This window comes from Pseudoalteromonas qingdaonensis (assembly GCF_038739665.1).
Lineage (GTDB): Bacteria > Pseudomonadota > Gammaproteobacteria > Enterobacterales > Alteromonadaceae > Pseudoalteromonas > Pseudoalteromonas qingdaonensis.
Window position 1 is genome coordinate 74,263 of record NZ_JBCGCU010000001.1, and the last position, 12,730, is coordinate 86,992.

The following is a 12,730-nucleotide window of genomic DNA, read 5'->3' on the forward strand; positions in this document are numbered from 1 at the left end:
ACCTAAAAGATTATTTCCCTGAAGCCTTTAAATTAAAGTATTTCGCCAATTCTTCCGGTTGCCCCATCAAGGACATCATTTGCTCATTAACCTGAGCTACGGTCGTGCCCTCAGGCAGAGCCATGGAAACCTTAAACTGCTCTGTGCCTTCGATAAAGCCCAATGCCGCATCACGCAGCCCTTGCGGTGTTGGCGACATGTTTATATGCTGCTGCATCTGTTGCTGAAATTGCTCATAAGTCATGCCCTGCTCGGCAACCACTCTTTGTATCAAATCCTTGAGCTTGCCATTGTTATCCAGCTTAAAGCTAAAGCTTTTTGGCACCACTTCGGTCATAGCCGTCATCAACTGGCTTTGCAGTGCCAGTTGTTGTTGCAAGTTACCTCGCCCTTTTTTATCCAATTCTTCAAATTGTTGATGCAGACCCATCAGCGCCTGAGAGTTGGTCATGGCAAAGCGCAGCTCGACATCGGCAAGCTTACCGGCATTGATCACGGTTTTAGCATCGGCATCGCCATTAGCAGCGCTGTAGTTAAATTCACTGACCACATTGATACGCTCACCCTCAAGCTCCTGTATGTTGACAACCATAGGGCCCATAAAGGTCATATCCTTAATAGCCATGCGCGTATGATCGCTCGGCTGCACAGGATAAAAGCCGGCTAATTCAATGCTGCCGATATCGGCAAATTGCACGCCGTCAGGCCCTTTAAGGGCGACCGTATTAAGCGCCAGGCTTTGGTTGAAGAAGTTGCTACTTATTTCCTTATAACGCACATCCAAGCCAGTTTGAGCCTGCAGTTGCAATAAGTAGTCGTCGACGTCTTTGCGGGCTTCTTTACTGACATAATAATTAGCGTAGCTATAACCGCCAAATGTCATAACCCCTAGGCCGGCAACAATAAGTAGTCTCTTCATGCTAAGTTCCTTGGGAGCTATCCAGGCTCCGAGTTAAATTAAGGGCGCAACCCTAAAACAATGCTTCGAGAGCCTCGCTGAGGCTGGCAACCGCCTGCACCTGCATGCCCTCTATCGGTTCTTTTGGTTTGTTATCCACCGGTACTATGGCCCGCTTAAAGCCATGTTTGGCGGCCTCGCGTAGACGCTCCTGACCACTGGGCACGGGGCGAATTTCGCCGCCAAGACCGACCTCGCCAAACACCACAAGTTCACGCTCTAAACTATAGTTCTTAAAGCTGGAAACCAAGGCCACAATTAATGCTAAATCGGCACTGGTTTCGGACACCTTAACGCCGCCAACCACGTTAACGAAAACGTCTTGATCCGCCACCTGCAGGCCACCATGACGATGCAGTACGGCCAACAGCATGGCCAAACGATTTTGCTCTAGGCCCACGGTCACACGACGGGGGTTTGCCAACTGAGAATAGTCCACCAAGGCCTGCACTTCCACCAACAGCGGACGCGTTCCTTCCCAGATCACCATGACCAAGGAGCCTGGCGTTTGCTCCTGAGAACGATTTAAGAATATAGCCGAAGGGTTTTTTACCTCGCGCAAGCCCTGACCTGTCATGGCAAACACACCCAACTCATTGACCGCGCCAAAACGGTTTTTATTGCCGCGCAGGGTACGAAAACGACTGTCGCTGCTGCCTTCAAGCAAGATAGAGCAATCGATACAGTGCTCTAGCACCTTAGGACCGGCCAAGGAGCCATCTTTAGTTACATGGCCCACCATTAGTATGGCTATCTGGTTTTGCTTGGCAAAACGGGTAAGGTAAGCAGCGCTTTCACGCACCTGAGAAACGCTGCCCGGTGCCGACTGAATATCGGCCATATGCATCACCTGAATGGAGTCGATAACCATGATGCTGGGCTTTTCACGCAAGGCCAGCTGGCAAATGGTTTCCACATTGGTTTCCGCCAGAGTTTGCATCTTATCGGTAGGCAAACCCAAACGCTTGGCGCGCATGGCCACCTGCTGCAGCGACTCCTCACCGGTGACATACAAGGTTTTCATGCTCTCGGCCAGGCCACACATGGTTTGCAGCAAGATGGTACTTTTACCGGCACCCGGCTCACCGCCGATCAAAATGGCGCTACCCGGCACCACGCCGCCGCCGAGCACGCGATCGAACTCGATAAAACCGGTGGAAAAGCGCGGCAGGCTTTCTAAATTGACTTCATCCAGGGTTTGGATTTTGGCTTCTACCTGACCGGCATAGCCGCTGGTTGCGCTGCTGCGGCCGGTGTTTTTAACCGAGGGCACGCGAAATTCGGTGACAGTGTTCCAGGCCTTACATTCACTGCACTGGCCTTGCCAGCGCGCAAACTCGGCACCACACTCGTTACATACAAAGGCTGTTTTCTTTTTTACCATAGTAAGGGCATAATTTTTGCTTTAATTGAGTTTAAACCTTGCGCTTAAACTTGCGTAATTAAAGAATAAACAATAATTTGACACTCAGTATAACGGTTTTTCACCGCTGGGTAATGGTTTAATACATGGCTGAAGACATTCTCCAAAAACATCAACCTCTTGTGCAAGAGCTTAAGCAGCACCTTGGCGAAAAGAGCTTTAACACTGTCTTTGACAGCAAAACTGCCGAGCTTTCCAAGGGTGATCAGTTCATTATTAAAATGGAGTTAAACCGCCTGCGCCAACCCTGTAATCGGGCTTTAGATTTGCGCGGCCTCAGTAAGGGTGAAATTCAAAGCTACCAATACCATAATCAGCACCACTTCCTTGATGCCGAAGCTATTGCCGCCTTTGAACAGGGCGTGAAACGCTTTGGCGATTACACTTTAGCCGTGTACGAAATGGTGATGCAGCAGGTGCATGAGCGTCGCCAGCAACGCCAGCAAAAAATTCAGGTGGAGCATGAGGAGCGCCTAAGTGATCGGCTTATTCGCTTTGCTTCCTATGAGTCGCGCCAACAAGAGCGCATGAACTACGCCATTAAGATACAAGCCTTAGTTAATGATAGGCACATCGAAGGCAAAACCAGTGATATCTCCTTAAGCGGCGCGAAAATTAAATTACCACGCCATAGCCAAGTTGAGCGCGGGCAAACAGTTTGGGTGCGCTTCACCGGCTTGGAGGAAGACTTTGAGCTCGGCCTTAAAGACGGTGTGCAATATCAAGTGGTGGCTATAGAGCCCAGCCTGGATAAAGATTTTTACTATGCCCGCTTAAAGCGTGGAGAAGACCAGCACACTCCGGGGTTTGATGCCTTTTTAGCGCGCTTTATCGACGGTAATAAACGTCGCTACAAGGTCAATTTAGACAACACCCTGGATGCGGTACTGACCAAGGGCTACGAACAATACTATCTGCCCCGTATTAATTCCCTGTTTGCCTTTGTCTGTAAGCAAGAGGGCAAGCTGCAGCCACATCTGTTATTAACTACAGAAAATAACCTGGATTCTCACACCTATTTTTGTGACGAAGAGCGCCAATCCGTAATCACCAGTATTCTCAACGACACCCGATTGCATTCGGTGCTGGCACAATCCGGCCAGATAAAACACACGCTTTTATATAGCTTTACCCATAGCCACCAAAACAAGATTTATTTCTATAGCGCCACCGAGTTGGAGCTGGCCAGTCATCCTCATTTACGCGCCCTGTTTTTTGCCTTTGGCAGCCGTAAACAAAGTTGGCGCGTGCATAAATTACAGCTACTGCCGGTACAAGCTGATGATGCCCATATTCCCTTGTCCCTGCCCGACTCCGCCGGCGATGCCATTGCTAAACTTAATAAGCCCCCCAGCGCTCGGGTGTTTAGCCACTTGCGTGACCTCAGTTACCTTTGTCTACTAACCCCTTTGCACAGCCCGGCACTAACTCAGCGCCTGCGTAGATATGAACTAGACCGTTCTGAGGTTAATCAACTAAAGATATTTGGCCATCGCCGCTACCCTAGCCCTGAGCTTGAAATAGTGGCATTGGAATACACCAACCTGCGTGCCCATAAACGTTATTTGTATGCTACCGAGATCACCGTAAGCACGGCCCAAGATATTGCAATAAAAGCTAAATCACTGGATTTCAGCGTATTGGGCATGCAAATTGAATTGACCGAAGCAGCAAATATTAAAAAAGGCGAGGTGATCACCCTGGCCCTGCCCCAGTTGCAACAGATCACCAAGAAGTTTCACCTGGCACAATTGCCCTATGAGGTGATGGCGGTCAGTAAAAGCGGCACAGTTTTAAACCTTAAGGCTTATCAAAAAAGTCGGCAACCCCATGCCGGGGTGCTGTTTTTTGCCCAGCTGATCGACAACAACAAGGACAAGTTGCAGCAATGCGAAGAAGAGCCCAAGGTGCCTGGGCTTTCCAAGGCGCTGCGCAATATAGTCATTAAAAATTTGTGCCAAACGCCACTGTATTTTTGCAACAAAGACAACCAACTAGCCCTTGGAGCCATCGGCCTTGGCCGCTATCAAAGCAGCATTCACCGTATTTGGCGACACTTTGGCGAGCTCGGCCAGCACCCGGATTTAAGCGCCTTGCTCCAAGGCCAAAGCCTACAGCTGCTCACCGACACCCTGCATAAAAGCAATCGTCAAGAGCAGGCCAAAGCCTTTGATCTCTTTATTCATGTGCGCCCTAAAGAAGACAAGATTATTGATGCCATAAGCTGTCGTTGCCTTACCCTTGAGCAAGACTATAAGGCACTGACGCCCTTTATTAACGATGCGCTAGATGGTGGCTTGCTATTTTGCTACCGGCTGTTTCTATCCAAAACCGGACGCCCGGACACCAAGTATCTGCTCAGCGAGCTGAAATACATTAGTCATTACGCCCTACACAAGGCCAAAGAATTAGAAGATGCCCTGTGGCAGGTAGAAGGGGTGATAGATGCCCTGGCCATAGATGAGCTAATACCGCGGCTTGTTCATGTGGATATCGGCGCTTACCAGAGCATGGTCGAGCGCCGTACTAAATGGCTACAACGTATAGGTTAACGTGCTGGAATAGTTAAAAAATAAAGCAGTTGTGCCAGGCTACCGGCGGTGATAGCCGCTGGGGCCTCGACCACAACCTTGGCCTTACCATGTACGGCTACCCCTAAACCGGCCTGATGCAGCATCGGCAGATCATTGGCGCCATCGCCTATGGCCAGGGTTTGTGCTTTTGCCAGGCCCAGCTCATCGCGATAGGCAGATAGAAAGCGTGCCTTTTCCTCGGCATCGACGATTTTCCCACTCACAGTACCCACTAAGACCTGACCATCGTCATCCAGCTCATTGGCATGAATACGGTCCAGATTTAACAACTTTTGCACCTGAGCGGCAAAGGGCACAAAGCCACCAGAGGCTATGGCCAGATGCCAATTATGTTGTTTCAAAACCTCGCACACCTGCTCTATGCCGGGCATAAGCGGTAACTGGCTTTGCAGCTCGGCCACCAGCTCTAACGGGATCCCCGTTAACTTGGCTACTCGCTGGCGCAGGCTGGCGCTAAATTCAAGTTTTCCGGCCATGGCCTGTGCAGTGACCGCCGCTACTTCATCATAAACACCGCCGAGGCGGGCAATTTCATCAATACATTCAATGGTAATGGCGGTAGAGTCCATATCCATCACCAGTAATCCGGGCGCGCTTAGCTGAGGCGGATTAACCAGGGCTGCGCATTGCACGCCATTATCGGCGCTATATTGCTTAAGTTGCTGCGCCAATTCAGGCATACCGCCATACACGGCAAAAACAAAGGCCGGAGGCAGGTCGCGGTGGGCTTCAAAGCGGCACACTGAACTGATTTGGCTCGACCATAGCTGTAATTGTTGTGCTAAATTAGCCACTTGCATACCCAGTTGAAAACCGAATAGCAGTACATAAGTTGGGGATTGCGCCTTGTTTTCTGCCACCAAAGACGGATGGTCGATGTCATACCAAAGGTTTAAACTTAGCTGATTACTTAAGGACAGATCGTCTTGCTGTGCTAAAGTGGAAAAGGCAATATTAGGCTGTGACATCAAAGGCTCCCAGGCGAAATGTAGTCGTGATACGGCAATGCCAATTTAATCACCGATAGCCACGAAAGTCAGTAACCACATGAGTGATATGAAAAATAAACAAGTAAAAAACCCGGTGCGCAGCTCGCGATGGCAACGTCTTAGACGCTTGATATTTGCCGCGCTGTGTTTTGTATTACTGACCTGGATGGCCTTTAACACCAGCTTTCAAGGTCACCATATGCTTTATCAGCAGGGCTATCACAGTGCCAAAAGCCTGTCGCAGCAGCTAGCGCTGACCGCAGCTGCGCCATTGGAGCAAAACAATAAGCCTCGTCTGGGTGAGCTGACCAATCAGCTAAGCAGTGATGCGGTGATCCAAAGCGCGGTTATTTACGATATACATGGCACGGCTCAGGCACACAGCGAAGCCTACAGCCCATATCAAGCCGACTTGGGGATCACTCAGGCTACGCCGGGGATCAGCAAACTCGCACAACCCATAGTGGTGCCCATCAACTCCTCACAAGACAACAAGCCCATAGGTTTTGCCCGGGTCAACTACCTGCCGCAAACCGCCATAGACACCAGCCACCGCTATTTTCATGAAGTCGGTCGTCAGGTGCTCTTGATGCTGCTGATCTGCTGTATTTTTACTTGGCAGCTGGGTCGCGGGCTAAAACGCTGGCAGTTAAAGCGTTACTTTCGCAAAAAGGCCAAACAATTCAGATAAAGCTGCTCGCTTAGAGCCTCATAATCCTGCCGTTGCAAAAGCGCAGCCAGGGCTAAAAACACATTAGGTATGCGCTCTGTGGTATTTCTTTGCCCCTGATAGCCGCATAGCGGCATGCTCGGCGCATCGGTTTCGAGTAGCAGATGCTCGATGCCCACATGCTGAAGGGCTTGTTGAGTTTTCTGCGCCCGGGCATAGGTAATGGTGCCCCCTACCCCGAGTTTAAACCCCGCCTTGATATAAGTTTCTCCCACCTGAGATGAGCCAGAAAACGCATGGATCACACCGCCAAATTTGGGCGGGCAGCGCTTAAAGCTGGCAGCGATTAGGTCGTGACTTTGCCTGTGATGGACAATCAGCGGCAGCTCAAATTCATTGGCCAAAGCGATTTGCGCCTCAAATAGGCTTCGCTGTTTCTCTAGCTCACCGATACTTCTATCCAGACCACATTCGCCAACGGCAACAAAGCTGTCGTGATTGGCCGCTATTAAATCGCCCAACTCATCGATGTGTTGCTCTTGATGTTGCTCTAAGAAGTAAGGGTGCAAACCGGCGCTGATATAAGTGCTGGGGTATTGTTTGGTGAAGGTCAGCAGATTGTTGGATTGGGCCAGGCTGATACCCGGCACCACCAGGTGTGTGACTCCCAGCGAACGGGCATTAGCGATGCACCGCGCTCTGTCTTCATCGAATTCACTAAAATCGAGATGACAATGGGAGTCGATAAAGCGCATTAGGGATTTAAGCGCTCAACACGCCAGCTGTTATCTTGCTGGCGAATATACATAAAGCGGTCGTGCAGACGATGGGCGCCGCCTTGCCAAAACTCCATCTTGGCGGGCTTTACGCAATAACCGCCCCAAAAATCCGGCAAGGGGATCTCCCCTTTGGCAAACTTATTCTTCATTTGCGCGAATTTTTCCATCAATACCTGGCGTGATGACACGGGTCGGCTTTGGCTCGATGCCCAGGCTGCGAGCTGGCTTTCTTTAGGGCGGGATAAGAAGTATTTGGCTACATCAGATACCGGCAAGGGCTGAGCTTCGCCATAGACTATTACCTGGCGCTCAAACATATGCCAGGGGAAATGCAGGCTGATCTTATTGTTCTTCGCCAATTCACTGGCCTTACGTGAGCCTGTGTTAGTAAAGAAAACAAAACCGTTTTCATCCAGATTTTTCAGCAGCACAATACGCTGCGAAGGCTGACCCTGCTCATCCACAGTCGCCACCACCATGGCCGTCGGGTCTGGAATTTGCGCCTTTATGGCCTGCTCAAGCCATTTTTCAAATTGCGCAATGGGCGTGGCCTCGAGCATGCTCTCATCCAACCCGCCTTGTAAATATTCACGACGAATATCATCAAGTTTCATAGCAAATCCTTCTAATTATCACCGCCGTCTAACACACAAATCGCAAGGCTAAAGCCTCGCCTACAAAGCGAAAAACAACGACCTACAAATCACATCAGCAAGTGTAGGAGTACTAGCAAGGCAGAGAAATGATTTATGTCAAGGAGTATACATCTAGTATGTTACTCTGACTCAATCATTTCTCTAACGCAGCTAAAACGAACTACAGGCCGCCTGATTCTGCAAGTGTAGGAGCGCTGACAAGGCGGTACTCTTTTTTATACCTAAGAGCATACATAAAGTATGTGACTAGTATTCAAAAAGAGTACCAACGTCGTCAAAGCGAACTACAGGCCGCTGAGATTACATTTGCTCCATAACCTCGATACCTAGAAGATCCAGGCCTTTCTGTAGCGTCTTGGCCACCAGCGAGCAAAGCACCAAACGGCTGTTCTTGTCTTCTTCGCTCACACCCTCTTTTAATACTGGACAGGCTTCGTAGAAACTCATATACAGGCTTGCAAGCTCATACAAGTAACCACACAATACGTGCGGCGTGGCGTCACTGACCATTTGATCCAGCACTTCTTCAAACTGCATCAGTTTAATGGCCAATGCTTTTTCCTGTGGCTCGGCAATCACTACCGGCGCCTGGTGTGCGGCGCTGTCGATACCGGCCTTGCGGAAGATACTCTTAACACGCGTATAGGCATATTGCAGGTAAGGAGCCGTAGCACCTTCGAAGCTCAGCATGGTGTCCCAGTTAAAGATATAGTCGCTGGTACGGTGCTTTGAAAGGTCTGCATATTTCACTGCGCCAATACCGACTTTGCTGGCAATTTCTTCTTGCTCTTGGTCGCTCAGTGGTGACTCACGCTCAGATAGCTTCGCTTTTGCACGGGTTACCGCTTCATCGAGAAGGTCAGCTAATTTAACGGTGCCACCCGTACGAGTTTTAAATGGCTTACCGTCTTCACCCATCATGGTGCCGAATGGGCAGAATTCATAGCTTGTTTCGTCGCGTAAGAAACCGGCTTTACGTGCCGTGATTTCTACCTGGCTAAAGTGCAGGCTTTGACGTGCATCGACAAAAATCATGATGCGATCTGCGCCCAACGTGTGTGAACGGTATTCACACGCTGCAAGGTCGGTTGTAGCATACAAGAAGCCACCACCTGATTTTTGCACGATGAATACTGACGGCTCACCATCTTTGTTCGCCAACTCGTCGATGAATACAACTTGTGCACCTTGGTCTTCTTTAGCAATACCCTTCTCACGAAGTACATCAATTATGCGTTGAAGTTCGCTGTTGTACGCGCTTTCTGCATAGATGTCTTCACGCTTAAGTGTCACGTTGAGCTTGGCATATACTTCTTCTGAGTGTTTCACCGAGGTATCGATAAACATTTGCCACAGCTTGTCGCAATGCGCATCACCTTGCTGTAGTTTTACTACGTATTCACGAGCGCGATCGGCAAAACCTTCTTCGTCGTCAAAGCGCTTCTTCGCGTCGCGGTAGAAGCTCTCAAGGTCCGCAAGGGCTACTTTCTCAAGATCAACACCGTCGTTTAACAAGTCTTCAAGGTGCGCAATCAACATACCGAATTGTGTGCCCCAGTCGCCCATGTGGTTTTGACGAATGACTTTGTCGCCACGGAACTCCAGGGTACGAGCAATGGCATCACCGATAATGGTTGAGCGCAGGTGACCCACGTGCATTTCTTTGGCCAGGTTAGGCGATGAATAGTCAACCACAACCGTGTCGGCTTTGGCGTGCTCGGCCACACCCAGTTTGGCGTCCTGGTTGGCGCTGGCCACAGACTCGGCCAGGAACTCGGGCTTAAGGTGAATATTGATAAAACCTGGGCCGGCAATTTCAACCTTATCCGCTAAATCGGATACGTCTAACGCATCGATAATTTTTTGCGCCAGTTCACGGGGGTTGGTTTTTAGTTTTTTGGCCGCGCCCATGGCGCCATTGATTTGGTAATCACCGAACTGCGGACGCGTGCTTTGCGTTACCGCTGGATTAGTGCCTTCTTCAAGCCCCGCAGCAAGCATGGCGGCATTGGCTTTGTCGATTAAAATTTGTTTAATGTTCATCGTTGCAGTTACCTTGCAATTGGGCCAGCATTACGCTGGCCGAGATAAATTAGGGGCGATTAGTGCTCACGGGTCTCACTGAAGATCACTTCAGGATAGCGTTCCATCGACAGATTTAAGTTTACACGGGTTGGCGCTATGTAGGTGAGGTTATCACCGCCATCAAGAGCCAGGTTCGCTTCGCACTTACGTTTGAATTCTTCAAACTTCTTCACATCATCGCTTGATACCCAGCGCGCGGTGTTAACGTTGACGCTCTCATAAATGGCATCTACCTTGTATTCCGCTTTTAAGCGTGCCACAACCACGTCAAACTGCAGCACACCTACGGCGCCTACGATCAGGTCGTTGTTAATAAGCGGACGGAATACCTGCACCGCGCCTTCTTCTGAAAGCTGTACCAGGCCTTTAAGCAATTGCTTTTGCTTAAGAGGATCTTTTAAACGAATACGGCGGAACAGCTCAGGCGCGAAATTTGGAATACCGCTGAATTTGAGCTTTTCACCGTCGGTAAAGGTATCACCGATTTGAATGGTGCCATGGTTGTGTAGACCTATGATATCGCCGGCGTAAGCATCTTGTGCACGCTCACGATCACCGGCCATAAAGGTTACCGCATCAGAAATGCTCACCTGCTTACCTAAGCGCACATGGTTCATCTTCATGCCCTGGCTGTATTTGCCCGATACAATACGCATAAAGGCGATACGGTCGCGGTGTTTAGGGTCCATATTGGCCTGAATTTTAAAGACGAAACCGGTGAACTTCTCGTCTTCTGCGCTCACCTCGCGCTCATCATCGGTTTTACGCGGCATCGGCGCCGGCGCCCACTCGGTTAAACCGTCTAGCATATGGTCAACACCAAAGTTACCTAGGGCAGTACCGAAATAAACAGGCGTTAGGTCACCGCTTAGGAACATTTCCAGATCAAATTCGTTTGACGCACCTTGTACCAGCTCGATTTCTTCACGCAGTTGCTCGGCCAAGCTCTCGCCCACGGCGGCATCCAGCTCGGCGCTGTCCAGACCCTTGATGGTGCGCACATCCTGAATGGTGTGGCCGTGACCCGTTTGGTACAAGATGGTCTCGTCACGGTGCAGGTGATACACACCCTTAAATTCTTTACCACAACCGATAGGCCAGGTAATGGGCGCACACATGATGTTAAGCTCGGTTTCCACCTCATCAAGAAGCTCCATTGGGTCACGAATATCGCGGTCCAATTTGTTCATAAAGGTAACGATCGGCGTATCACGTAAACGCGTTACTTCCATCAGCTTGCGAGTACGGTCCTCTACACCCTTGGCGGCGTCGATCACCATCAAGCAAGAGTCAACAGCGGTCAATGTGCGGTAGGTGTCTTCCGAGAAGTCTTCGTGTCCCGGGGTGTCCAACAAGTTAACTAAGCGCTCATTGTAAGGAAACTGCATTACCGAGGTGGTTACCGAGATACCACGCTCTTTTTCCATTTCCATCCAGTCCGACTTGGCATGCTGGTTAGAGCCACGACCCTTAACCGTACCGGCCTTTTGTATGGCCTGCCCGAACAGGAGTACCTTCTCGGTAATAGTTGTTTTACCCGCATCCGGGTGCGAGATGATAGCAAAGGTCCTTCGCTTATTGATTTCATTAAGAAAATCTTGGTTTGCCATGTATAAATTCTTTTAGTTTGTACACGGATTTGTACACACTTTTGGAAGTACTCTCTTTTCAGTTCTTCGCTTGTAAAATCCGTCGTGTTAATAGTAATTGGCCGCTATTTTCGCTGATCTTGACTTTATAAACAATCAATGGTTATCTAATCGGCTAACATTTACTCACAGCGTACGCCAATGCTCAGTTGTAGCTGTTTGCAATCGTTGCTTCTTCAGCTCATGAACAACTGTGGCTAAACCACAAATTCCTTCGCTACCAGAAATCGATGATAGCTTGTCGTACTACACCGATGATGGTGCAGTTGCCGTTGATCGGTATTGCCTGCCAATATTCCCAACATGGCTTGATATGAACAATTTATCTATAAACCACTATCGACTAGAGCACGCCAACCCGAGTTGGTTTATTCCGGTTGTTGGTAACATTATTGCTCCAATCACCGGTGCTAAGTTGGGATATATCGAGGTAAGCTGGTTCTTTTTCAGCGTAGGTATTGTTTTTTGAATGGTGCTATTAACCATCATTACCAACCGTTTGATTTTTCACGAAGCTCTGCCAACACGTTTTAAACCCATGCTGTATATCTATTAGCACCACCATCCATTCGCTTTGTGTCCTAAAGCTCACTAGGGTCTGTTGACCTTTGTTGTTCGTTTTTGCAGCAGTTTGTAGTGTATTTATACAAGGCGGCACATGTGTGGTGTAGTTATTCTACATAAACATGTAACAACACAGTAGAAATGCGCTACAAGCGCTGCCCTGCGGGTTCATCTAAACGCATCCTGCTCTGTGTTGCTCGCTATGTACATAGGCGAGCAAGACCGAAGCAATGCTTCGCAGCTTAGCGAGGTGAGCGCATGGATGCGCGATGTAACCAAGCTTCATGGATGAATTTAACCACATAAATCAGCGATTATATTCATCAGAATGCGTTTAGATTGAACATAAAGTAAACCGCAAAG

At 49.3% G+C, this 12,730-nt stretch carries 10 protein-coding genes; 3 read left to right on the forward strand and 7 right to left on the reverse strand.

What is annotated here, in order from left to right; all coding sequences use genetic code 11:
• Positions 1-10 precede the first annotated feature (10 nt).
• A complete protein-coding gene (locus WCN91_RS00355; RefSeq protein ID WP_342675453.1) occupies positions 11-919 on the reverse strand; it encodes a hypothetical protein in 909 nt (302 codons plus the stop codon).
• 52 nt (positions 920-971) lie between these two features.
• Positions 972-2,342, reverse strand: a complete 1,371-nt coding sequence (gene radA, locus WCN91_RS00360; protein WP_342675454.1) for a DNA repair protein RadA — start codon at positions 2,340-2,342, stop codon at positions 972-974.
• A 125-nt stretch (positions 2,343-2,467) separates the two neighbouring features.
• Between radA and WCN91_RS00365 the strand changes: the two genes are divergently transcribed.
• A complete protein-coding gene (locus WCN91_RS00365; protein WP_342675455.1) occupies positions 2,468-4,933 on the forward strand; it encodes a PilZ domain-containing protein in 2,466 nt (821 codons plus the stop codon).
• Here WCN91_RS00365 and serB read toward each other — a convergent pair.
• Positions 4,930-5,943 carry a phosphoserine phosphatase SerB gene (serB, locus tag WCN91_RS00370; protein ID WP_342675456.1) on the reverse strand — a complete coding sequence of 338 codons (1,014 nt, stop codon included), beginning with the start codon at positions 5,941-5,943 and terminating at the stop codon, positions 4,930-4,932. The two genes, WCN91_RS00365 and serB, sit on opposite strands and share 4 nt — an antisense overlap.
• Positions 5,944-6,031: 88 nt before the next feature.
• Between serB and WCN91_RS00375 the strand changes: the two genes are divergently transcribed.
• Complete coding sequence (locus WCN91_RS00375; RefSeq protein WP_342675457.1) at positions 6,032-6,655, forward strand: AhpA/YtjB family protein; 624 nt, start codon at positions 6,032-6,034, stop codon at positions 6,653-6,655.
• On the opposite strand, the gene WCN91_RS00380 is transcribed toward WCN91_RS00375, so the two are convergent.
• The 4 genes from WCN91_RS00380 to prfC all read right to left on the reverse strand — a co-directional run bounded on the left by WCN91_RS00380 (position 6,622) and on the right by prfC (position 11,764).
• Complete coding sequence (locus WCN91_RS00380; protein ID WP_342675458.1) at positions 6,622-7,389, reverse strand: TatD family hydrolase; 768 nt, start codon at positions 7,387-7,389, stop codon at positions 6,622-6,624. The genes WCN91_RS00375 and WCN91_RS00380 overlap by 34 nt on opposite strands.
• A complete protein-coding gene (gene pdxH, locus WCN91_RS00385; RefSeq protein WP_342675459.1) occupies positions 7,389-8,027 on the reverse strand; it encodes a pyridoxamine 5'-phosphate oxidase in 639 nt (212 codons plus the stop codon). Before pdxH ends, WCN91_RS00380 begins: the two co-directional genes overlap by 1 nt.
• 342 nt (positions 8,028-8,369) lie before the next feature.
• Complete coding sequence (argS, locus tag WCN91_RS00390) at positions 8,370-10,112, reverse strand: arginine--tRNA ligase (RefSeq protein WP_342675460.1); 1,743 nt, start codon at positions 10,110-10,112, stop codon at positions 8,370-8,372.
• A 59-nt stretch (positions 10,113-10,171) separates the two neighbouring features.
• Positions 10,172-11,764 carry a peptide chain release factor 3 gene (prfC, locus tag WCN91_RS00395; RefSeq protein ID WP_342675461.1) on the reverse strand — a complete coding sequence of 531 codons (1,593 nt, stop codon included), beginning with the start codon at positions 11,762-11,764 and terminating at the stop codon, positions 10,172-10,174.
• A 232-nt stretch (positions 11,765-11,996) separates the two neighbouring features.
• On the opposite strand from prfC, the gene WCN91_RS15150 reads away from it, so the two are divergent.
• Positions 11,997-12,272 carry an SLAC1 family transporter gene (locus WCN91_RS15150; protein ID WP_425415989.1) on the forward strand — a complete coding sequence of 92 codons (276 nt, stop codon included), beginning with the start codon at positions 11,997-11,999 and terminating at the stop codon, positions 12,270-12,272.
• The last annotated feature ends 458 nt before the right edge of the window (positions 12,273-12,730 follow it).

Excerpts from the sequence above, each read along its gene's own strand:
- prfC (WP_342675461.1), bottom strand. The coding sequence starts at position 11,764 with ATGGCAAACCAAGATTTTCTTAATGAAATCAATAAGCGAAGGACCTTT.
- pdxH (WP_342675459.1), bottom strand. The coding sequence starts at position 8,027 with ATGAAACTTGATGATATTCGTCGTGAATATTTACAAGGCGGGTTGGAT.
- WCN91_RS00365 (WP_342675455.1), top strand. The coding sequence starts at position 2,468 with ATGGCTGAAGACATTCTCCAAAAACATCAACCTCTTGTGCAAGAGCTT.
- WCN91_RS00355 (WP_342675453.1), bottom strand. The coding sequence starts at position 919 with ATGAAGAGACTACTTATTGTTGCCGGCCTAGGGGTTATGACATTTGGC.
- serB (WP_342675456.1), bottom strand. The coding sequence starts at position 5,943 with ATGTCACAGCCTAATATTGCCTTTTCCACTTTAGCACAGCAAGACGAT.
- radA (WP_342675454.1), bottom strand. The coding sequence starts at position 2,342 with ATGGTAAAAAAGAAAACAGCCTTTGTATGTAACGAGTGTGGTGCCGAG.
- WCN91_RS00380 (WP_342675458.1), bottom strand. The coding sequence starts at position 7,389 with ATGCGCTTTATCGACTCCCATTGTCATCTCGATTTTAGTGAATTCGAT.
- WCN91_RS00375 (WP_342675457.1), top strand. The coding sequence starts at position 6,032 with ATGAAAAATAAACAAGTAAAAAACCCGGTGCGCAGCTCGCGATGGCAA.
- argS (WP_342675460.1), bottom strand. The coding sequence starts at position 10,112 with ATGAACATTAAACAAATTTTAATCGACAAAGCCAATGCCGCCATGCTT.